Genomic DNA, 21,766 nt, shown 5'->3' with positions numbered 1-21,766 from the left:
CCGGTCCGCCGCGTGCCATGATCGCCTGACCGGCGAATCAGGACTTCCATGCGCGTTTTCAGTGTTCCGCCCTCCGCGCCGTTTCTGCGCACGACGATCAAGGCTCTGGTCGATGGCGAACTGATCGCGGGGTTCGACGCGCGCGCAAAGCCCGAGCGCCTTGCCGAAGCCACGCTGTATCTGCCGACCCGCCGCGCCGGTCGCCTCGCGCGCGACATCTTCCTCGATGTCCTGGGCGCCGATGCGGTGTTGCTGCCGCGCATCGTCCCACTCGGCGATGTCGACGAGGACGAACTGGCGTTCGCACAGGCCGCAACGGGCGCGGCCGATCTCGACATTCCGCCGGCGCTCGAAGGGCTGCCACGGCGCCTGCAGCTGGCGCAATTGATCGCGGTCTGGGCAAAAGGGCTGCGGTCCGGCGATCCGCAGCAGTCGCCATTGGTGGTCGGCGGCCCGGCGTCGACATTGGCGCTCGCCGACGATCTGGCGCGGCTGATCGACGACATGGCGACGCGCGGCGTCGACTGGGCCGCGCTCGACTCGCTGGTGCCGGATGCGTTCGATCGCTACTGGCGACTGACGCTGGATTTCCTCAAGATCGCCGGCCAGTGGTGGCCGCAGCATCTGCGCGAGAGCGACCAGATCGAACCGGCGGCGCGGCGCGACTTGCTGATCGAAGCGGAAGCAGCGCGGCTTGCGGCGCATCGCGGCGGTCCGGTGATCGCGGCAGGCTCGACCGGCTCGATGCCGGCGACCGCGAAGCTGCTGCACGCCATCGCCCGATTGCCGAACGGCGCCGTTATCCTGCCGGGGCTGGACACCGAACTCGACGAACAGGCGTGGCGACTGATCGGCGCCGTGCGCGACAAGCAGGGCCAATTGATCTCGCCGCCGTCGCCGAATCATCCGCAATTCGCGATGCACGGCCTGCTGACCCGGATGGGACTCGAGCGGCGCGAAATTGTCCGGCTCGGCGAAGCCGTGCGCCATGGCCGCGAAGTGCTGGCCTCCGAGGCGATGCGGCCGTCGGCGGCGACGGCGTCGTGGCACGAGCGGCTCGCCGATCCCGAGGTCGATCGACTGATCGAACAAGGCGTCAATGGCCTGACGGTGATCGAGGCGCCGAATTCCGAGATCGAGGCGCTGGCGATCGCGGTGGCGCTGCGCGAGGCGCGCGAACGCGGCCAATCCGCCGCATTGGTGACGCCGGATCGCGCGCTGGCCCGGCGCGTCGTCGCCGCGCTCGGCCGCTGGAATCTGCCGGTCGATGATTCCGGCGGCGATTCGCTGATGGAGACCCAGGCCGGCATCTTCGCCCGGCTCGCCGCTGAAGCGGCCCTGCATGGCTGCGAGCCGGCGACGCTGTTGGCGCTGCTGAAGCATCCGCTGTTGCGGCTCGGCCGCGCCGCGGGCGGCTGGCGGCACGCCATCGAGACGCTGGAACTGGCGCTGCTGCGCGGAACGCGTCCGGCTGCCGGCAGCGAAGGCCTGGTCAAGGAGTTCGCGAAATATCGCGCCGAACTGACCAGGCTGAAGCGCGGGGAACTCAGCGCGCTGCATCCCTCGGAGCCGCGCGCGCGGCTCGCCGACGAGAGCCTCGACGCGGCGCACGAGCTGATCGAGGCATTGCGCGCGGCGCTGGCTCCTTTGGAGACGGTGGGCGCGGAGCCGCTCGATCTGTGCGTCTTCGGGCGTCGACACCGCGATGTGCTGATCGCGCTGTCGATCGATCACGACGAGATCGCGGTCGCTTTCGAAGGATCGCAGGGATCGGCCCTGCTTAAAGCGTTCGACGATCTCGCGGCGGTCGAGCCGCTGAGCGGCGTGCTGGTGCCGCCACACGACTACGCGGACGTGTTCGAAACCGCGTTCAGCGACCGCATCGTGCGGCGGCCCGAACTCGCCGGCGCGGCGCTGCGAATTTACGGCCCGCTCGAAGCGCGGTTGACGCAGCATGATCGCGTCATTCTCGGTGGCCTGGTCGAAGGCGTCTGGCCGCCGGCGCCGCGGATCGATCCGTGGCTGTCGCGGCCGATGCGCCATGACCTCGGCCTCGACCTGCCGGAGCGGCGGATCGGCCTGTCGGCGCACGACTTCGCGCAACTACTCGGCGCCGATGAGGTGATCCTCACTTACGCCAACAAGGTCGGCGGCGCGCCGGCGGTGGTGTCGCGCTTCCTGCACCGGCTCGAAGCCGTGACCGGCAAGGCGCGCTGGAGCGCCGTCAAGGCGCGCGGGCAAAGCTATCTCGACTACGCGCTGGCGCTCGATCGTCCCGACCAGGTGACGCCGATCGCCCAGCCGGCGCCGAAGCCGCCGCGCGAAGCGCGGCCGCTGAAGCTGTCGGTCACCGCGATCGAGGACTGGCTGCGCGATCCGTACACGATCTACGCCAAGTTCATTCTCGGCCTGTCGGCGATCGATCCGGTCGACATGCCGCTATCCGCGGCGGATCGCGGCTCGGCGATCCACCAAGCGCTCGGCGAGTTCACCGAGCTTTTCCCGGATGCGTTGCCCCCCGATCCGGCGCAGGTGCTGCGCGAGATCGGCGAGAAGCACTTCGCGCCGCTGATGGCTCATCCGGAAGCGCGCGCGCTGTGGTGGCCTCGCTTCGCCCGCATCGCCGCGTGGTTCGGCAATTGGGAGCAGGCGAGGCGCGCCGACGGACTCCGCGTGTTTGCCGAGCGCGACGGTAGCCTCTCCATCCCGCTCGACGGCGGTCGCAACTTCATCCTGTCCGCGCGCGCCGACCGCATCGAGCATCGCGCCGACGGCAGCTTCGCGATTTTGGACTACAAGACCGGAAATCCGCCGACCGGCAAGCAGGTGCGGATGGGGCTGTCGCCGCAACTCACGCTGGAAGCTGCAATCCTGCGCGACGGCAGCTTCGAGGGCATCGACGCCGGTTCGTCGGTGAGCGAGCTCACTTACGTCAAGCTCAGCGGCAACTCGCCGCCCGGCGACGAATGCGTGCTGGAATTGAGGATCGAGCGCAAGGACGAGCCGCAGCATCCCGACGACGCGGCCGCCGAAGCGCGTAGCAAGCTCGAAACTTTGATCCGGCGCTTCGACGACGAGGCGCAGCCGTATCACGCGCTGGTGCTGTCGATGTGGTCGCGTCGCTATGGCCGCTATGACGATCTGGCGCGGATCAAGGAATGGTCGGCCGCCGGCGGCGGCGCGGAGGATCGGCTGTGAGCGCGCCGCGCAGCATTCCCGATCAGGCGCGCGAGCGTCAGATCCTCGCCTCCGATCCCTCGGCCTCGGTGTTCGTCTCGGCCAATGCCGGCTCCGGCAAGACGCATGTGCTGGTTCAGCGGGTGATTCGCCTGCTGCTCGATGGCGTGCCGCCGGAACGCATCCTGTGTATCACCTTCACCAAAGCCGCCGCCGCCAACATGGCCGAGCGCGTCTTCACGACACTCGGTCGCTGGGTGACGCTCGACGACGAGGCGCTGACGGCTGCGATCAAGGCGACTGGTATCAAGTCGGTTGGGCCTTCTCTTCTGGCGCAAGCGCGAAAACTGTTTGCCTGCGCGCTGGAGACGCCGGGCGGGCTGAAGGTGCAGACCATCCACGCGCTCTGCACCCGGTTGCTGCAGCAGTTTCCGTTCGAGGCCAATGTGCCGGCGCGGTTCAGCGTGCTCGACGATCGCGATCAGGCCGAGCTGATGCAGCGCGCCAGCCTCGCGGTGTTGCTGCAGGCGGCGGCCGCGCCGGACAGCGCGGCGGGGCGGGCTCTGACGTTGGCGATGACCAGCGCCGCCGACGTCACCTTCCGCGAGGTGGTGCAGGAAGCCTGCACCAGGCGCGATCGCTTCCTCGCCTGGATCACGCAGGCCGGCGGCGTCGACGGCGCCATGGCGCAGCTCTCGGCGACGCTCGGCGTCGCGCCGCAGGATCGCTGCGAAGACGTCGAGCGCGACATCCTCGACGGCCCGAATCTGCCGCGCGCGCAATGGTCTACGGCAGCAGCGATGTTCGAGTCGGGGAGCGCCAACGACCAGGCGCAGGCGAAGCGTCTGCGCGCGGCGCTCGCGCTGTCGGACGTGGCGCAGCTCGACAAGTATTGCGAGGTGTTCTTCACCAAGGACGGCCCGCGCAAAAGTCTGGCCACCAAGAAGATCGCCGACGCCGCGCCCGGGTTCGTCGAGGATCTGAAGCGCGAAGGCGCGCGGCTCGAAGATCTGCTCGAGCGTCGCCGCGCGCTCCTGATGCGCGAGCGGACGCGGGCGCTGCTGGTGATCGCGGCCGACGTCGCCGAGCGGATCCGGCGCGAGAAGCAGGAGCGTGGGCTTCTCGATTATGACGATCTGATCGACAAGACGCTCGCGATGCTCGATAGCGGCGCGTCGAGCTGGGTGCATTTCAAGCTCGATCGTGGCGTCGACCACGTGCTGATCGACGAGGCGCAGGACACCAGCCCGAAGCAATGGGACATCGTCGCGCATCTGATCGCGGAATTCACCGCCGGCGAGGGCGCGCGCGATGGCGTGCGGCGCACGGTGTTCGCGGTCGGCGACGAGAAGCAGTCGATCTTCTCGTTCCAGGGCGCGGTTCCGAAGGAATTCGCCGAGCGGCGCGATCTGTTGCAGCGGCGCTTCCACGGCGCCGGACTGAACTTCGAGAAGGTGAGTTTCAACTACTCGTTCCGCTCCGGCGCGACGATCCTTCAGTCCGTGGACCACGTGTTCCGCGATCCCGACATCTATCGCAGTATCCACGCCGACGCTGCCTACCCGCTGCATCAATCGCTGGCCGATGCCGGCCCGAGCGTGATCGATCTGTGGCCGCTCGAACTGCCCGACGACAAGCAGAACATCGAGGGCTGGCGTGCGCCGTTCGATGCGGTGTCGGAAACCAGTCCGGAGGTGCGGCTGGCGCAGAAGGTGCAAGCCGAGATCGCGTCGCTGATTGCGGGCGGCACGATGACGGGCTCGCTCGGCGACCGGCGGCGGCTGCGTTTTGGCGATGTGCTCGTGCTGGTGCGCCGTCGCGGCTCGGCGTTCGACGCGGTGATCCAGGCCCTGAAGCGCGGCGGCATTCCGGTGGCCGGCGCCGATCGGCTGAAGCTCACCGAGCATATCGCGATCATCGATCTGATGAATCTCGCCGACGCGTTGCTGCTGCCGCAGGACGATCTCGCGCTCGCGGTGGCGCTGAAGAGCCCACTGTTCGGGCTCGACGACGACGATCTGTTCAGGCTGGCGTGGCGGCGCAAGGGCTCGCTGCGCCATGCGCTGCGCGAAAAGGCAACTGGGGACGCGAAGTTGGCAACCGCGTTGCAGCGGCTCGACGCCTGCGCGGAGCGGTCGCAGACCGACACGCCATTCGGGTTCTACGCCTGGCTGCTCGGCGGCGTCGGCGGCCGCGCAAGAATTTTGCGCAGGCTGGGGCCGGAAGCCAACGACGCGCTCGACGAGTTTCTCGAATTGGCGCTGAGCTACGAGCAGAAGGCTGCGCCGTCGCTGCAGGGCTTCATGGCGTGGCTGCGCGCCGCCGATACCGAGATCAAGCGCGACATGGAAATCTCGCGCGACGAAGTCCGGGTGATGACCGTGCATGGCGCCAAGGGTCTCGAGGCGCCGGTGGTGTTCCTGGTCGATACGACGTCGTCGCCGTCCGACACCCAGCGGCTCAATCTGATCCGGCTGCCCGGCGGCAATGCGCAGCCGGGCTCCGTCGGCGCGACGGTGTGGGCCGGCCGCAAGTCGAACGATCCGCGCATCGTCGAGCGGGCCCGCGAGGCGATGGTCAGCGAGACCGAGGATGAGTATCGCCGGCTGCTCTACGTCGCGATGACGCGCGCCGCCGATCGGCTGATCGTCGGCGGCTGTATGCCCGGCAATCGCAACGAGGTGCGCGCGCTGTCCTGGTACGATCTGATCAGCAAGGGCTTGGAGAACTCCGGCCTGACGATGCGCGCGGCGCCGCCGGACGGCGCGGTGAAGCGCTATTGCCGTCCCGAGGACGAGGTCACAGAGATCGCACCGTCCGAACAAGCGCTTGCCGCGCCGCCGCTCGTCATGCCGGACTGGCTCCACAAGGCCGCGCCGGCGCTGCGCCGGCCGGATCATCTGTTGCGGCCGTCAGATCCGGACGATGCCGATCATCGCCGCATCCGCCGCGGCGAAACGGAGGCGCAACGCCAGCGCGCGTTGCAGCGCGGCACGCTGGTGCACCGGCTGCTGCAGTCGCTGCCCGATCTGCCGGCCGACATTCGCGCCAATGCCGCCGACCGCTTCCTGCTCCGCAACGCCGACGATTGGAGCCCGCAGGAGCGCGACGCGCTTGCCGCGCGGGTGCTGGAGGTGATCAGCGACGACCGCTTCGCCGTCGTCTTCGCGCCTGGCAGCCGCGCCGAGGTGCCGATCGTCGGTCGCTTGCAGCGGCATGGCGAGCCGGTGCTGGTCTCCGGCCAGATCGACCGGCTGGTGGTGACCGACGCCGAAGTTCTGATCGTCGACTACAAGACCAATCACGCCCCGCCGCGCAGTCTGGCCGAGACACCGCCGGCTTACGTCCGCCAGCTCGCATTGTATCGGGCGGTGCTATCGCTGCTGTATCCACAGCGGATCGTCCGCGCCGCCCTGCTATGGACCGAAGCGCCTGAAATCATGGAGATTTCAGCCTCTGCGCTGGACGCGGAGCAGGCCGCCTTGACGGTGGCGTGAGCGCGCTTGACCCCGCCCCATCGCATTCATACTTTGAATTCAGCATCCCGGCGCGATTCCCGCTGCGCCATCATCCCGCTTTCACGAGGTATCCCAATGTCCGTTGGCAAGGTGTCTGACGCCGATTTCGAAACCGAGGTTCTCAAGGCGCAGGGCCCCGTTGTGGTGGATTTCTGGGCCGAGTGGTGCGGCCCGTGCCGCATGATCGCACCGGCGCTCGACGAAATCTCCGGCGCGATGGGCGACAAGGTCAAGATCGTGAAGCTCAATGTCGACGAGAGCCCGGTCACCGCGTCGAAATACGGCGTGATGTCGATCCCGACGCTGATGATCTTCAAGGGCGGCGAGATGGCCTCGCGCCAGGTCGGCGCTGCGCCGAAAGCCAAGCTGCAGCAGTGGATCAGCTCGGCGGTCTGAGCCACGCAACGATAGCGTTTTCGAGCGAAGTGGATATCGGTTCGCGTCAAGAAAACGCGTCAGAACAAAAAGTTAGAGCTTCGGTTCTGATTCTATCAGAACCGAAGCTCTCGGGCAGGATGACCTGATCTTCGAATCGTCATCCCGCTCCAGGTTCTTGTTTGAGCACGATCTTTTCCGAAAACAGGCGTCCACTTTTCGGGATCATGCTCTATCTGCCTCGAACGGCCGGCCGGCGATCAGCCGGCCGTTTGCGTTGAGGGGGGATCAGTCCGATCAGGCTGCCGGCTGATCCAGCCAGCGCCGAGCGTCGCATGGTCGCCGCGCAGGTCGGCGGTGCGCAGACGCCCGGTCGTCAGCTCGGCATTGTGCCGTTGAGGCGCAGTACATGGCCGGCGAGATACAACGAGCCGGTGATCAGGATGCGCGGTGGCAGCTCATAGGCAAGGCCGGCGATCCGGCTCAGCGCCGCCTCCACGCTATCGGCGAGTTCGACCCGCAGGCCGAGCGCGCGCCCGGCGTCGGCGAGCTTTTCCGGCGGCATCGCGCCGTCGCGATCGGGGATCGGCACCGCGATGACGTGGCGGGTCAGTCCGGTGAAATTGGTCAGGAACGCGCTGGCGTCCTTGTTGGCCATCATGCCGGCAATGATCACCAGCGGCCGCGACACCCGCTCTTCCAGATCGCCGAGCGCCGCTGCGGCGACGCGGCCGCCGTCGGCATTGTGGCCGCCGTCGAGCCAGAGTTCGCTACCGGGTGGCGCGTCGTCGATCAGCCTGCCGGTCGTCAGCCGCTGCATCCGCGCCGGCCAGTCCGCCGACAACAACCCTGCCTGATAGGCGGCCTGGTCAAAGGTGAAGCGTTGTTGCGCGCGCAGCGTCGCGATCGCCAGCCCGGCATTGTCGATCTGGTGCCGGCCGAACAGTTTTGGCGCGGTGAGGTCCATGAGGCCGCGGTCGTCCTGATAGGCGAGCCGGCCGTGTTCGACCTCGACATGCCATTGCTGGCCGCGCGCGTGCAGCGGCGCGCGTAGCCGCTCGGCTTCGCGCTCGATCACCTCCATCGCATCGTTCTGCTGCCCGGCCACGATCACCGGAACACCGCGACGGATGATCCCAGCCTTCTCGGCGGCGATGTCGGCGAGCGTCGGCCCGAGAAACTCGGTGTGGTCGATGCCGATCGGGGTCAGCACACAGGCGAGCGGCTGGTCGATCACATTGGTGGCGTCGAGCCGGCCACCGAGTCCGACTTCCAGCAGCGTGACGTCGGCGGGATGTTGCGCGAACAGCCACAGCGCCGCGGCGGTTTCGATCTCGAACAGCGTGATCGGCGCGCCTTGATTGACGCGCTCGCAATGCGCCAGCGCTTTGGCCAGCTCATCGTCACTCACCAGCACGCCGCCTCCCGGCCGTCCGAGCCGGATGGTCTCGTTGACCCGCACCAGATGCGGCGAGGTGTAGGCGTGGACGCTGAGGCCGGCGGCTTCGAGAATGGCGCGGAGAAAGGCGAGGGTAGAGCCCTTGCCGTTGGTGCCGGCGATGTGGATCACCGGCGGCAGCCTGCGCTGCGGATGATCGAGCGCCGCCAGCAACCGTTCGATCCGGCCGAGCGTCAGATCGATCTGTGCGGGATGGAGCCGTGCAAGGCGCGCGCGCAGCTCGCCGACCAGAGCAGACGGCTGCGGAGCAGTCGCTGAGCTCACGCCTGCGGCGCGGTCGGCGACGGCGCTTCAGGCGGCGTCACGACGATTTCGGTCGCCGCCGCGGCTTCCGCATCCTGGGCCGCATCGTCGGATGCCGCGATTTCTTCCACAGCGGGCAGTGGCGTCTTGGTGAGGATTCGGCACAGCCGCGCCAGCGTCGGGCGCAGTTCGTGGCGATGCACGACCATGTCGACCATGCCGTGGTCGCGCAGATATTCGGCGCGCTGGAAGCCGTCCGGCAACTTCTCGCGGATGGTCTGTTCGATCACGCGGGCGCCGGCAAAGCCGATCAGTGCGCCCGGCTCGGCGAGTTGGATGTCGCCGAGCATCGCGTAAGACGCGGTGACGCCGCCGGTGGTCGGATTGGTCAGCACCACGATGTAGGGCAACCCGGCCTCGCGCAGCATCTGCACAGCCACCGTGGTGCGCGGCATCTGCATCAGCGACAGGATGCCTTCCTGCATCCGCGCGCCGCCGGAGGCCGCGAACATGATGAAGGGCGCGTGTTTCTCGACCGCAAGCTCCAATCCACGGATGATCGCTTCGCCGGCCGCCATGCCGAGCGAGCCGCCCATGAAATCGAAGTCCTGCACGGCGGCGACAACGCCGAGGCCTTCGAGCTTGCCGTAGCCGACCTTGACCGCGTCATGGGCGCCGGTCTTGGTCCGGGCATCCTTGATGCGGTCGGCATATTTTCGCTCGTCCCGGAATTTCAGCGGGTCGGCGGTGACTTCCGGAAGCGCGACGTCATACCAGGTCTCGTTGTCGAAAACCGACCGCAGCCGCGCCAACGCGCCCATGCGCATGTGATAGTTCGAGCCGGGAATGACGAACTGGTTCTGCTCGACGTCCTTGTAGAACACCAACTGCCCGGTATCCGGACATTTGATCCAGAGATTCTCCGGAGTCTCGCGCCGCAGGATGTTGCGGATCTTCGGACGGACGACGTTGGTCAACCAGTTCATGACGTACTCCGCGTCGCTCCCGGGTGGGCGTCGCCAGGTTCATTGCACTGTCGGGATATGGCTGCGGACAACGGTTCCGTCCAGACCAGTCCCGGATTTGATGGCTGCTATTCCGCAGCCTGTTTGGCGCCGCGAACGCCCGCCGCCAGCGAGGCGACCAGGTCCGCTACCGCACCGACGGTCGCCTTGGTGGCGCGGTTGTCGGCGTCGAGGCTCTTTTGCAGCGCGTCGATCAGCGCCGATCCGACGACTGCACCGTCGGCCTCCGCGGCGATCGCCCGCGCCGCTTCCGGGGTGCGAATGCCGAAGCCGACGCAGACCGGCAGGTCGGTGTGGCGCTTGATCCGGGCCACCGCGTCGCCGACTGCGGCCGAATCCGCCGAAGCCGAGCCGGTGATGCCGGTGATCGACACGTAATAGACGAAGCCCGAGGTGTTGGCGAGCACTGCCGGCAACCGCTTTTCGTCGGTGGTCGGCGTCGCCAGCCGGATGAAATTCAGTCCGGCTTTCATCGCCGGCAGGCACAGCTCGGAATCCTCCTCCGGCGGCAGGTCGACGATGATCAGCCCGTCGACGCCGGCCGCCTTGGCGTCGGCGAGAAACGCATCGACGCCGTAGATATAGATCGGATTGTAGTAACCCATCAGCACCATCGGCGTGGTGTCGTCGTCCTTGCGGAAGTCGCGCACCAGCCCCAGCGTGTGGCTCAGCGTGGCGCCGGAATGGAGCGCCCGCAGCCCCGCGGCCTGAATCGCCGGTCCGTCGGCCATCGGGTCGGTGAACGGCATTCCGATCTCAATGATATCCGCGCCGGCGGCGGGCAGCGCCTTCAGGACCTGCAGCGAGGTGGCGAGATCGGGATCTCCGGCCATCACGAAAGTGACGAAGGCGGAGCGGCCCTGCTTCTTCAACTCGGCAAAGCGGGTATCGATACGCGTCGTCATCAGAACTTGCCCCCGAGATGCTCGGCCACAGAAGCGAGATCCTTGTCGCCGCGGCCGGACATGTTGAGCACCATCAAGTGATCCTTCGGCAGGATCGGCGCGAGATCGGCGACCTTGGCCAGCGCATGCGCCGGCTCCAGCGCCGGAATGATGCCCTCGAGACGGCAGCACAGCTTGAAGGCGTCGAGCGCCTCGGCGTCGGTGGCCGACAGGAAGTTGACGCGGCCGACATCGTGCAGCCAGGCGTGCTCGGGGCCGATGCCCGGATAGTCGAGGCCGGCGGAAATCGAATGCGCTTCCTGGATCTGGCCGTCATCGTCCATCAGCAGATAGGTGCGATTGCCGTGCAGCACGCCGGGCTTGCCGCCGGCGATCGACGCCGCATGCAGCTTGCTGAGGCCATGGCCCGCGGCTTCGACGCCGTAGATCACGACGCCGGCGTCGTCGAGGAAGGGGTGAAACAGGCCCATCGCGTTGGAGCCGCCGCCGATGCAGGCGATCAGCGAATCCGGCAGCCGGCCTTCGGTCTCCAGGATTTGCTCGCGCACCTCCTGGCCGATCACCGCCTGGAAGTCGCGCACCATCATCGGATAGGGATGCGGGCCGGCGACGGTGCCGATGCAGTAGAAGGTGTCGTGGACGTTGGTGACCCAGTCCCGCAGCGCCTCGTTCATCGCGTCCTTCAGCGTGTTGGCGCCCGAGGTCACCGGGCGGACTTCGGCGCCCAGCGCCTTCATCCGCAGCACATTGGGCTGCTGCCGCTCGACGTCGACCGCGCCCATATAGACCACGCATTGCAGACCGAACTTGGCGCACATCGTGGCGGTGGCGACGCCGTGCATGCCGGCGCCGGTCTCGGCGATGATCCGCTGCTTGCCCATCCGTCTGGCCAGCATGATCTGGCCGAGCACGTTGTTCACCTTGTGCGCGCCGGTGTGATTGAGATCCTCGCGCTTGAAGTAGATCTTGGCGCCGCCGAAATGCTCGGTCAGCCGCTCGGCGAAATACAGCGGCGACGGCCGGCCGACATAATGCTTGAGATAGCCGTCCATCTCGGTGCGAAACGCCGGATCGTCTTTTGCCTCAGCGTAGGCCTTTTCCAGCTCCAGGATCAGCGGCATCAACGTCTCGGCGACGAAGCGGCCGCCGAAAATGCCGAAATGCCCGCGCTCGTCGGGACCGGATCGAAACGAATTCGGCAGGATCTGATTCATGTCAGGTCATCAACTCTTCGCTGGCGCGCGCGGCGCGGATGAAGCTGCGGATCAATTCGGGGTCCTTGGCGCCGGGCGCACGTTCGACGCCGGACGACACGTCGACGCCGCCGGCCCCGGTCACCCGCAGCGCTGCCGCGACATTTCCCGGATTGACGCCGCCGGACACCATGAAGGGGAGCGACAGGTTGAGATCGCGCAGCAGCTCCCAATCGAAGGTCATGCCGAGGCCGCCCGGGCGGGTGGCGTCTTTCGGCGGTCGCGCGTCGAACAGGATGCGATCGGCGGTCTCGGCGTAGGCCGGCAGCACCGCCAGATCGGCTGCGGTCGCCACCGCGATCGCCTTCATCACCGGCAACCCAAAGGCCTGCTTCAGCGCGCGAACCCGTTCGGGGCTCTCGCTGCCGTGCAATTGCAATAGGTCAGGCTTGAGGATCTCGACGATGTCGCGGATCAGCGCGTCGCTGGCGTCGACGGTCAGCGCCACTTTCGCCGCGCGACTGCCGACCTGGTCGCTGAGTTCTCTGGCGACGTCGAGCCCGACGTGGCGCGGCGAAGCGGGAAAGAACACGAAGCCGACCATGTCGGCGCCGGCAGCGACCGCCGCTTCGAGCGTGTCGCAGGTCGACAGGCCGCAGATTTTGACGACGACGGACATCTGTTCACGATCAGGGTTCGGCCGGCCGCAGGGGCACCGGCAAGACGACGGTGTTCTACAACGCCGCGCTGGTCTTGTCGCGCCTGCCGGCCGCGGAACCCTGTCCCAGCAACAGCCGCTTCGGCTCGCTCTGGGCAGGGGTGACGACGCTAGCGCGTAAATTCGCGAGCTGCGTTTGGGCCTGGATGGCCTCGGCCTGATGCCGCCGTGCCGCGCGGCGCCAATGCCGCTGGCGAACCCAGGTCGCGACGCCGCCGGCGATCACGCCGAGGATCGCCACGCCGATGATCAGGACGAACAGCGGCATTTGAACCGTGCCCATCGGATTGAGCGGCTCGAGCGGGTCGAACGACACCGTCACGAGATGGCGGTTGGCGACCGCGAACACGATGAAAATCAATCCGAGCGGGATCAGCACCAGGGCCGTCAAAAACTTCTGCATGTCGTTCTCGCTCGCCTTGCCCCGCAAACGGGCGTCGCGTCACGCGCCGGTATCAGTATTCCCGGGCTCGCGATTCAACCGTTCGCGCATTTCCTTGCCGGTCTTGAAAAACGGCACGCTCTTTTGGTCGACCGGAACATGCGCGCCGGTCCGCGGATTGCGGCCGGCACGCGCGGGCCGATGCTTCACCGAAAATGCTCCGAAGCCTCTCAGCTCAACCCGATCGCCACGCGCCAACGCGTCGACAATCTCGTCGAGGATCGCGTTGACGATGTTCTCGACGTCCCGCTGATAGAGGTGCGGGTTGTGCTCGGCGATACGCTGAACGAGTTCGGATTTAATCATCGAGGATGTGGTCCGTGCGTGCGGATCGCCATTTCCTTGAAAATACTGTGAACTGTCAAGACGCTAAATCAAATCGACAGAGCTGGACAATGTCTCGCGGCGGTGCTTGCAAGACGGTTTTAAAGGCTCTCGGATACCGCGAGCCGTCAGCGCGAGCCGCCCGGCGCCCACAGCGCCAGCATGCCGTCGAGGCCAAGCCGCTCGACCGACTGCACCGCGCCCGATTGCTCGATCTGCCGCGCGATCGCGCCCAAGCCGAGTGCATCCAGCGTCACCGACGCCGCCACCCGCAGGAACGCCAGATCGCCGAACTGCGGAGACAGCTTGAAATCGCGCACCGGCAAGCCGCTCTTGACCTTCTTCTCGGTCTCCAGCCACGCCACCGCGGTCTTTTCGTCGCCGAGTTCGTCGATCAGCTTCAGACTGACCGCCTGACGGCCGGTGAAGACGCGGCCGTCAGCGACCACGCTGAGCTGATTGTCATCCATGCTGCGGCGCTGTTTCACCATGTCGCGAAACCACGCGTAGGAATCTCGCACCAGCGATTCCAGCGCGGCGCGCGCCTCGGGGCTGGTCGGTTCGAATCCGTTCGGCGCGGCCTTCAGCGGCGACGATTTCACTTCCTCGACCTTGACGCCGACCGTCTTCATCAGCTCGGAGACGTTCGGATATTGGAACAGCACGCCGATCGAGCCGACCAGCGAGCTCTGCTGGGCGATGATGTGATCGGAGGCGAGCGCAGCGATGTAGCCGCCCGAAGCCGCCAGGCCCTCGACCACGACCACCATCGGCTTCTTGGCCTTCAGCCGCATCAGCGCGTTGTAGAGTTCTTCCGAGCCTGCGGTGGTGCCGCCCGGCGAATTGATGTGAACGATCACGGCGGCGCTCTGCGACTTCTCCAACCGCTCCAGTGCCTCGACCCGCTCGGAATTGCTGCGGATCAGGCCGTCGATCTTGATCCGCGCGATCGAGCTGGAGGTCGCGAGCCCACCCTGTCCGGCGGGCGACACCATCGCGCCGACCGCCACCACGGCGACGATGGCCACCAACACCGCGGCGACCCGCCAGAACGTCAGCTTGCGGCGGATGCGGCGGCGATCGACGATCACATCGGAATCAAGCGACATAGAGGTTCTCCGGCGAAGCGATGTTCACGGTTGTCAGAGGGGATCGTTGATTTCCCGTCACGGGATTACATCAATTGCAATCGAATAAGAAGAAAACAAGGTCCGGGCGGCTTGCGACGTATTTGTTCGCCGCCCTGGCGCAGGCTGAGCCGGCATCGAGCCAATTCATCAAGAACCTTCAAACGAAGTCAAAGAAAAAGGGCCCCGGCGATGCCGGAGCCCTGATCGTTTGGCGTAAGCCTCGAAAGGCTTACTTGTCGCGCTGCTTGAGCGCGGTGCCGAGGATGTCGCCCAGCGTCGCGCCCGAATCGGACGAGCCGTATTGCGCGATGGCTTCCTTCTCTTCGGCGACTTCGAGCGCCTTGATCGACACCTGGACCTTGCGGGCCTTCTTGTCGAACTGGATCACGCGGGCGTCGACCTTCTCACCGACCGCGAAGCGGTCGCTGCGCTGATCGTTGCGGTCGCGCGCCAGCTCCGAGCGCTTGATGAAGGTCGCGAAGTCGGTGCCGACGATCTGCACGTCGATCCCGGATTCCTTCACGTCCAGCACTTCGCAGGTCACGATCGCGCCCTTCTTGACGTCGCCCGGCTCGGCGAAGGGGTCGCCTTCGAGCTGCTTGACGCCGAGCGAGATGCGCTCCTTCTCGACATCGACGTCGAGCACCACGGCCTTGACCATGTCGCCCTTCTTGAAGTTGTCGATCACCTGCTCGCCCGGCTGCTTCCAGTCGAGGTCCGAGAGATGGACCATGCCGTCGACGTCGCCGTCGAGGCCGAGGAACAGACCGAACTCGGTCTTGTTCTTGACTTCGCCTTCGACGGTCGAACCGACCGGGTACTTCTCGACGAACACTTCCCACGGATTGCGCATGGTCTGCTTGAGGCCGAGCGAAATCCGGCGCTTGACCGAATCGACCTCGAGCACCTGCACGTCGACTTCCTGCGAAGTCGAAACGATCTTGCCGGGGTGCATGTTCTTCTTGGTCCACGACATCTCCGAGACGTGGATCAGGCCTTCGATGCCCGGCTCCAGCTCGACGAACGCGCCGTAGTCGGTGATGTTGGTGACGCGGCCGGTGAAGCGCGCGTTCAGCGGGTACTTCGCCTCGATGCCCTGCCACGGATCGTCCAGCAGTTGCTTCATGCCGAGCGAGATGCGGTGGGTCTCGTGGTTGATCTTGATGATCTTGACCTTGACGGTCTGGCCGATCGTCAGCACCTCGGTCGGGTGATTGACCCGGCGCCAGGCGATGTCGGTGACGTGCAGCAGGCCGTCGATGCCGCCGAGGTCGACGAACGCACCGTAATCGGTGATGTTCTTGACGACGCCGTCGATCACCTGACCCTCTTCGAGGTTCTGCACCAGCTCCTGGCGCTGCTCGGCGCGGGTCTCTTCGAGAACCGTGCGGCGCGACACCACGATGTTGCCGCGGCGGCGATCCATCTTGAGGATCTGGAACGGCTGCGAGTTGTTCATCAGCGGCGCGACGTCGCGGATCGGACGGATGTCGACCTGCGAGCGCGGCAGGAACGCCACGGCGCCGTCGAGGTCGACCGTGAAGCCGCCCTTGACCTGGTTGAAGATGACGCCGAACACCTTCTCGTTGCCCTGGAAGGCCTTCTCGAGCTTGCCCCAGCTCTCTTCGCGGCGCGCCTTGTCGCGCGACAGAACGGCTTCGCCGAGCGCATTTTCGATCCGGTCAAGGAACACTTCGACGGTGTCGCCGACCTTCAATTCGCTTTCACGGCCGGGTCCTGCGAATTCGCGCAGTGCCACGCGGCCTTCGGTCTTCAGGCCGACGTCGATGACGGCCATGTCCTTTTCGATCGCAACGACGATGCCCTTGATGACCGAGCTTTCCTGCAGATTGCCGCCGGCAAAGGACTCGTCGAGCATCGCGGCGAAATCGTCGCGGGTCGGGTTGTAAGTATCAGTCGAAGCCATTTGTTCTCCAGATGCGGATGTCGCCGGCAGTTCGGTTGAGGGACGTCTCGCGCGCGCAGTGTCAGGGGTCCGCGAACCTGACGACCGCTCAGCAAATCATTGCGGAGCGGGCCGGCAGCATGCCTGCACGGTCGAGCCGTTGATCCGAAACGATCGGATCAGAAAACTGTCATTCCAAGAATCGGTCGGGCAGTGAACGATACGGCAGGCCAAAACAAACCTGGACGTTGTGCGTTCGACCATCTGTTCAAACCGTGGAGCGGGCGTTCCTCCAATGACGGCGTCGTTTGGTCCTCAGACCCGACGCCGGCCCGCTCGAACGGCCTCGACAATATCGATGGCGGCCCGGACGCCGCCTTCTATATCCAAATTGGAATTGTCGAGCAAGACTGCATCGGGCGCCTGCGTCAGCGGCGCTGCGCTGCGGTTCCTGTCGCGCTCGTCGCGCTTGAGGATGTCAGCGAGGACTCGCGCCTCGTCGGCAGCCTCGCCGCGTGCAAGGGCCTCCAGCGTCCGGCGGCGGGCGCGCACCACGGGATCGGCGATGACAAAGATCTTCACGTCTGCGTCGGGGCAAATCACAGTCCCAATATCGCGCCCGTCCAGCACGGCGCCCGGCGGATCGGCGGCGAATTGCCTTTGAAAGCTGACCAGCGCCTCGCGGAGCGGGGCATAGGCCGAAATCACCGAGGCGGCGTCGCCAACGGTCTGGCTCTTGAGCGCGGGGTCGCCGAAAATGCCGGGATCGAGCTTGCGCGCGGCGGCGACAGCCCGGGCTTCGTCGGTCAGGTCGGCGCCCCCGTCCAGCAGCGCCTTGGCGACCGCACGGTAGATTACGCCGGTATCAAGGTGCCGAAAGCCATAGTGGGCGGCGAGCCGCTTGCCGAGCGTGCCCTTGCCGGAAGCGGCCGGTCCGTCGATGGCGATGATCATGCTGTTCTCGAGTTTCCAATAGGCCAACGGCGCAGCTGCGGTTCAACACGTGAGCGAGATGGATTTCAAGCGGCGTGGTTTGCAGCTTCCCGTTGGCCGGTATAAACCCCCGAGCCGCGGAAACCAGCCCGGCATGCCGCGAACAGATCTCTGCCCGGACAATCCTCGGTATGGCCACTCCTGCTTTCGTCAAACGCATCCTGAGGAGCGACGCATTCCAATGGACGGCGGTGATTCCCGCCGCAATCTATTTCCAGTTCGTGATGTGGACCGGTCGGTTTGATCGTGCGCCGTTTCCGATTGCGGAGCCGTACATCCTGGCGATGTGGCACGGCCGGCTGAACATGCTTCCGATGCTGCGCAACGGGAGCAAACCGTTGGTCGCGCTGATCAGTGGCCATCGTGACGGCCAGATCATCAGCAAGGCCGGCACTGTGTTTGGGATCCAGACTGCGGTCGGTTCAAGTTCCAAGGGCGGGATGCGGGCGGCGCGCGAGATGCTGCGGCTGGCGCGGGACGGCCACAGCCTGTTTGTGACGCCCGATGGTCCGCGCGGCCCGCGAATGCATATCAACAACGACGGCATTCTCGACCTCGCCCGGCTGACCGGCCTGCCGATCCTGCCCGTCGCCGTCAGCCTGCAGCGCGGCAAGCTGCTGCGCAGCTGGGACCGGTTGATGCTGCCAGGACTGTTTTCGAGGGTTGCGATTCGATTCGGCGAGCCGGTGATCGTCGATGCCGATGCCGATCGCGCCGAGATCCGGGCGCGGCTGTCGGCGTCGCTGACCGCCGCGCAGCAGGAGACCGATCGGCTGGTCGGCCGCATTCCGGTCGAGCCGGCCTGAGATTCGCGCGGAAACGATTACGCCAGCTCGCCGCCCAGCCGCCGCATCATCGGCACGAAATCCGGGAAGCTGGTGGCGATGAAGGCGGTATCGTCGACCTTGACCGGCCTGTCCGCGGCAAGTCCCATCACCAGCGCCGACATCGCGATGCGGTGATCCATGTGAGTGGCGACCAGGCCGCCGCCCGGTACGTGGCCCTTGCCCTCGACGATCAGATCGTCGCCGACGATCTCGACCTTGACGCCGTTGACCCGCAGCATATCCGCGGTCGCTTCCAGGCGGTCGGATTCCTTGACCCGCAGCTCGTGCAGACCGCGCATCACAGTAGTGCCCTCGGCGAAGGCGGCCGCGACAGCCAGCACCAGATATTCGTCGATCATCGATGGCGCCCGCTCCGGCGGCACCTCGACGCCGCGCAGCCGCGAGCCGCGGATGCGGAATTGCGCCATCGGCTCCCCTGTATCGTCGCGGGTTTCGCTCTCCTCAATTGCGCCGCCCATCTCGCGCAGCGTCGTGATCAGGCCGGTCCGCAGCGGGTTGGTCATCACCTCGGTCAGCACGATGTCCGAGCCCGGCACCAGCAGCGCGGCGACCATCGGGAACGCGGCTGACGACGGGTCGGCCGGCACCACCACCCGGGCGCCGCGCAGCTCGGGCTGGCCGGTCAGGGAAATCTTGCGGCCGTGGGCGCCTTCCGGCTCCGTCACCAGCGTCGCGCCGAAATGCTGCAGCATCAGCTCGGTATGGTCGCGGCTCGCCTCGGCTTCGATCACGGTGGTGACGCCTGGCGCCGAGAGCCCGGCGAGCAGCACCGCCGACTTGATCTGCGCTGACGGCACCGGGGTGCGGTAGGTGATCGGCAGCGGGTCGCGTGCGCCCTGCAGGGTGAGGGGGAGCCGGCCGCCCTCGTGGCTCTGGATCACCCGGGCGCCCATCTGCTCCAGCGGATCGACGATCCGCCGCATCGGCCGGCTGCGCAGCGAGGCGTCGCCGTCGAAGGTCGCGGTGATCGGAGAGCCGGCGACAGCGCCCATCGCCAGCCGGCAGCCGGTGCCGGAATTGCCGAAATCGAGCGGCGCCTCGGGCTGGGCGAAGCCGGCGACGCCGACGCCGCGGACCGTCCAGGCGAATTCGCCGGTGCGCTCGACCCGGGCGCCCAGCGCACGCATCGCCTTGCCGGTATCGATCACGTCCTGTCCCTCGAGCAGACCGGAAATCCGGGTCTCGCCGACCGCGAGCGCCCCGAGAATCAGGGCGCGGTGGGAAATCGACTTGTCCCCGGGCACGCGGGCAGTCCCGCTCAGCGCTGCGCTCTTGCGCGCCTCGAGCGGTGAGGTTTGGTCTGAATGGCTCAAGATTGGGGTCCCCTGCGCGTCAGGCGCGTGATCGATTGCGGCCGTACGCAGCGCGTGGCCGGCCGGTACCGCATAAACCGCTATTGACACCAGCGTGGCAACTAGCCAAGTGAAGCACCGTTTTTCAAGAAATCCCAAGGTTGCACAAGTGGCGAAATCCGATCTCGGAACCAAGCGTATTTGCCCGACGACAGGCAAAAAGTTCTACGATCTGAACAAGAATCCGGTGATCTCGCCCTATACCGGCGAGGTCGTGCCGATTGCGCCGGTGGTGGCGCCGCGAACCCGGGCCGACTCGCGCTCTGCCGCAGCCCCTGCCGCCGCCGAGGCGCCCGAGGCGATGGAGGCCGAAGAGCTGGTGTCGCTCGAGGAGGCCGATGCCGAAGAGAAGACCGGCAAGGTCAAGGCGATTGTTCCGGAGTCCGAGGACGATATCGAAATCGACGAATCGATCGAGGATGACGACGATTCGACCTTCATCGCCGACGAAGAAGAAGGGGATGAAGACGTCACCGACATCATTGGTGACGTTTCTGGCGATGAGGAGACTTGAGATCGTCGCCGATATGTGATCAACGAATGCCGCGCGCGGACGATTTGCCCGCGCGCACCCAAGGTCAGGGGCCATAGCTCAGCTGGGAGAGCGCTTGCATGGCATGCAAGAGGTCGGCGGTTCGATCCCGCCTGGCTCCACCAACCTTCGTTCGCGTCTGAAGCGACGATTAGGCAAACCACCCGGTTCCTTCGCAAAGCTGGCGGACACTGACGCGGCATAGCCCGAAGCGAGCGGCATTTGCCAAGCTACGGCTTTGAACGGTAAGTTTCCGCTCCCTCAAAGCTTCGCAAGAAAGCCCTCATGACTGCTGCATTGATGCCCGGCGCGATGGCCGGATTGCGCGTGATTGATCTGACGCGCGTTCTTGGCGGCCCGTACTGCACACAGATTCTCGCCGACCATGGCGCCGATGTCATCAAGGTCGAACCGCCCGCCGGCGACGAAGTCCGCGATTGGGGTCCCCCTTTCCACGACGACGATGCGGCGTATTTCATTGGCATCAACCGCAACAAGCGCTCGATCGGGCTCGATCTCGCCTCGCCCGGCGGCCGCGACGTTCTGCTCGAGATGCTCAAGGACGCCGACGTGCTGATCGAGAACTTCAAGCCCGGCACGCTGGACAAATGGGGCCTCGGCAACGACATCGTCCGGGAGAAATTCCCCCGTCTGGTGCATTGCCGGATTTCCGGCTTCGGCGCCGACGGCCCGCGCGGCGGCAATCCGGGCTACGACGCGATCATCCAGGCGATGACCGGCATGATCGCTGCGACCGGCTCGCCCGAGAGTGGGCCGATGCGAATCGGCGTGCCGCTGGTCGACATCACCACTGGCCTTTACGCCGCCATCGGCATCCTGATGGCGCTGTCGGAACGCCAGCGCTCGGGCAAGGGGCAGTTCCTCGAAACTACGCTGTACGAGACCGGTCTCGCCATCATGCACCCGCATACGGCGAACTATTTCCTGCACGGCAAGCCGCCTGCGCTGACCGGCAACGAGCATCCCAATCTCGTGCCCTATGCGATCTTCGAGGCGCGCGACGGCAAGATTTTCACCGGCGTCGGCAATGACGGCACCTTCCGAAAGCTGTGCAAGGAGATCGGTAAGCCTGAACTCGGCACCGACCCGCGCTTCGCCCGCAACAAGGACCGGATCGCCAACCGGGCCGCGCTTCGCACCGAGCTCGAGGCGGTGTTCCGCCAGCACGATGCGGCGCCGCTATGCGACCGGCTGCTCGATGCCGGCTTGCCGGCGGGGCCGGTGCAGTCGATCGACAAGGCGCTCACCAGCCCGCATACCACGCACCGCGGCGATGTGATTGAGCAGGACTGGTACAAGGGTGTTGCGTCGCCGATCCGGTTCGAGCGTACCAAAGCCAGCCTGCGCGGCTTGCCGCCGAAATTCAGCCAGCACGCCGGCGAAGTGCTCGGCGAGTTCGGCTATTCGCCGGACGAGATCTCAAAGCTCGTCGCGGACGGCGTAGTCAGCGGGCCCGAACGCAAACGGTAGTCTAGGCGCGTTTCGGCTTGCGTCCGATCATCGCACGCGCGCGCTGCGCCGCACTCCGTTGCAGCGCAGCAGAGACGTTTGTCCACTGCAGCGCTTTCCCCGTGTCGGCAGGTCGCATATACGCTCACCGCTGGG

General features: G+C 66.2%; 17 protein-coding genes and 1 tRNA gene. 7 read left to right on the top strand and 11 right to left on the bottom strand.

From position 1 onward, the window contains the following. Positions 1–48 precede the first annotated feature (48 nt). From addB to trxA, 3 genes are all read left to right on the top strand, one after another. A complete protein-coding gene (gene addB / locus BMY71_RS02805) occupies positions 49–3,198 on the top strand; it encodes a double-strand break repair protein AddB (protein WP_092681542.1) in 3,150 nt (1,049 codons plus the stop codon). After that, positions 3,195–6,674, top strand: a complete 3,480-nt coding sequence (gene addA / locus BMY71_RS02800) for a double-strand break repair helicase AddA (RefSeq protein ID WP_175557592.1) — start codon at positions 3,195–3,197, stop codon at positions 6,672–6,674. The genes addB and addA overlap by 4 nt, the downstream gene beginning before the upstream one ends. Before the next feature lie 96 nt (positions 6,675–6,770). Next, entirely contained in the window at positions 6,771–7,091 is a 321-nt protein-coding gene (trxA, locus tag BMY71_RS02795) for a thioredoxin (protein WP_011500633.1), read from the top strand. A gap of 355 nt (positions 7,092–7,446) precedes the next feature. On the opposite strand, the gene BMY71_RS02790 is transcribed toward trxA, so the two are convergent. The 10 genes from BMY71_RS02790 to cmk form a co-directional block, all read right to left on the bottom strand. Continuing rightward, a complete protein-coding gene (locus BMY71_RS02790; RefSeq protein ID WP_092681538.1) occupies positions 7,447–8,793 on the bottom strand; it encodes a bifunctional folylpolyglutamate synthase/dihydrofolate synthase in 1,347 nt (448 codons plus the stop codon). Continuing rightward, entirely contained in the window at positions 8,790–9,758 is a 969-nt protein-coding gene (gene accD, locus BMY71_RS02785; RefSeq protein ID WP_011500631.1) for an acetyl-CoA carboxylase, carboxyltransferase subunit beta, read from the bottom strand. The genes BMY71_RS02790 and accD overlap by 4 nt, the downstream gene beginning before the upstream one ends. Before the next feature lie 107 nt (positions 9,759–9,865). Then, the gene (gene trpA / locus BMY71_RS02780) at positions 9,866–10,702 is read right to left on the bottom strand and encodes a tryptophan synthase subunit alpha (RefSeq protein ID WP_011500630.1); all 837 of its coding nucleotides are present in this window, start codon (positions 10,700–10,702) and stop codon (positions 9,866–9,868) included. Beyond that, the gene (gene trpB / locus BMY71_RS02775) at positions 10,702–11,916 is read right to left on the bottom strand and encodes a tryptophan synthase subunit beta (protein WP_092681536.1); all 1,215 of its coding nucleotides are present in this window, start codon (positions 11,914–11,916) and stop codon (positions 10,702–10,704) included. Before trpB ends, trpA begins: the two co-directional genes overlap by 1 nt. 1 nt (position 11,917) lies before the next feature. Further along, complete coding sequence (locus BMY71_RS02770; RefSeq protein ID WP_092681534.1) at positions 11,918–12,574, bottom strand: phosphoribosylanthranilate isomerase; 657 nt, start codon at positions 12,572–12,574, stop codon at positions 11,918–11,920. A 55-nt stretch (positions 12,575–12,629) separates the two neighbouring features. Further along, the gene (locus BMY71_RS02765) at positions 12,630–13,016 is read right to left on the bottom strand and encodes a lipopolysaccharide assembly protein LapA domain-containing protein (protein ID WP_041805544.1); all 387 of its coding nucleotides are present in this window, start codon (positions 13,014–13,016) and stop codon (positions 12,630–12,632) included. Positions 13,017–13,055: 39 nt separating this feature from the next. Continuing rightward, positions 13,056–13,361: an integration host factor subunit beta gene (locus tag BMY71_RS02760; RefSeq protein WP_011500626.1), complete on the bottom strand. Its 306-nt coding sequence runs from the start codon at positions 13,359–13,361 to the stop codon at positions 13,056–13,058. A gap of 146 nt (positions 13,362–13,507) precedes the next feature. Continuing rightward, a complete protein-coding gene (sppA, locus tag BMY71_RS02755) occupies positions 13,508–14,488 on the bottom strand; it encodes a signal peptide peptidase SppA (RefSeq protein ID WP_092681532.1) in 981 nt (326 codons plus the stop codon). A gap of 250 nt (positions 14,489–14,738) precedes the next feature. After that, entirely contained in the window at positions 14,739–16,436 is a 1,698-nt protein-coding gene (gene rpsA, locus BMY71_RS02750; protein ID WP_011500624.1) for a 30S ribosomal protein S1, read from the bottom strand. Positions 16,437–16,730: 294 nt separating this feature from the next. Beyond that, the gene (gene cmk / locus BMY71_RS02745) at positions 16,731–17,369 is read right to left on the bottom strand and encodes a (d)CMP kinase (RefSeq protein ID WP_011500623.1); all 639 of its coding nucleotides are present in this window, start codon (positions 17,367–17,369) and stop codon (positions 16,731–16,733) included. 170 nt (positions 17,370–17,539) lie between these two features. On the opposite strand from cmk, the gene BMY71_RS02740 reads away from it, so the two are divergent. After that, positions 17,540–18,214, top strand: a complete 675-nt coding sequence (locus tag BMY71_RS02740) for a lysophospholipid acyltransferase family protein (protein WP_011500622.1) — start codon at positions 17,540–17,542, stop codon at positions 18,212–18,214. Positions 18,215–18,231: 17 nt separating this feature from the next. Here the strand turns inward: BMY71_RS02740 and aroA are convergent, their stop codons facing one another. Beyond that, positions 18,232–19,569 (bottom strand): 3-phosphoshikimate 1-carboxyvinyltransferase, encoded by a 1,338-nt coding sequence (gene aroA / locus BMY71_RS02735; protein ID WP_011500621.1) that lies wholly within the window; start codon positions 19,567–19,569, stop codon positions 18,232–18,234. 148 nt (positions 19,570–19,717) lie between these two features. Between aroA and BMY71_RS02730 the strand changes: the two genes are divergently transcribed. The 3 genes from BMY71_RS02730 (at position 19,718) to BMY71_RS02720 (ending at position 21,631) form a co-directional block, all read left to right on the top strand. Then, positions 19,718–20,122 (top strand): TIGR02300 family protein, encoded by a 405-nt coding sequence (locus BMY71_RS02730; protein ID WP_041805073.1) that lies wholly within the window; start codon positions 19,718–19,720, stop codon positions 20,120–20,122. A gap of 67 nt (positions 20,123–20,189) precedes the next feature. After that, a tRNA-Ala gene (locus tag BMY71_RS02725) sits at positions 20,190–20,265 on the top strand. A 160-nt stretch (positions 20,266–20,425) separates the two neighbouring features. After that, complete coding sequence (locus BMY71_RS02720; RefSeq protein ID WP_011500619.1) at positions 20,426–21,631, top strand: CaiB/BaiF CoA transferase family protein; 1,206 nt, start codon at positions 20,426–20,428, stop codon at positions 21,629–21,631. The last annotated feature ends 135 nt before the right edge of the window (positions 21,632–21,766 follow it).

Source organism: Rhodopseudomonas pseudopalustris (assembly GCF_900110435.1).
Lineage (GTDB): Bacteria > Pseudomonadota > Alphaproteobacteria > Rhizobiales > Xanthobacteraceae > Rhodopseudomonas > Rhodopseudomonas pseudopalustris.
Note: the sequence above shows the minus strand (reverse complement) of the source record. Positions and strands in the feature narration are given on the sequence as shown.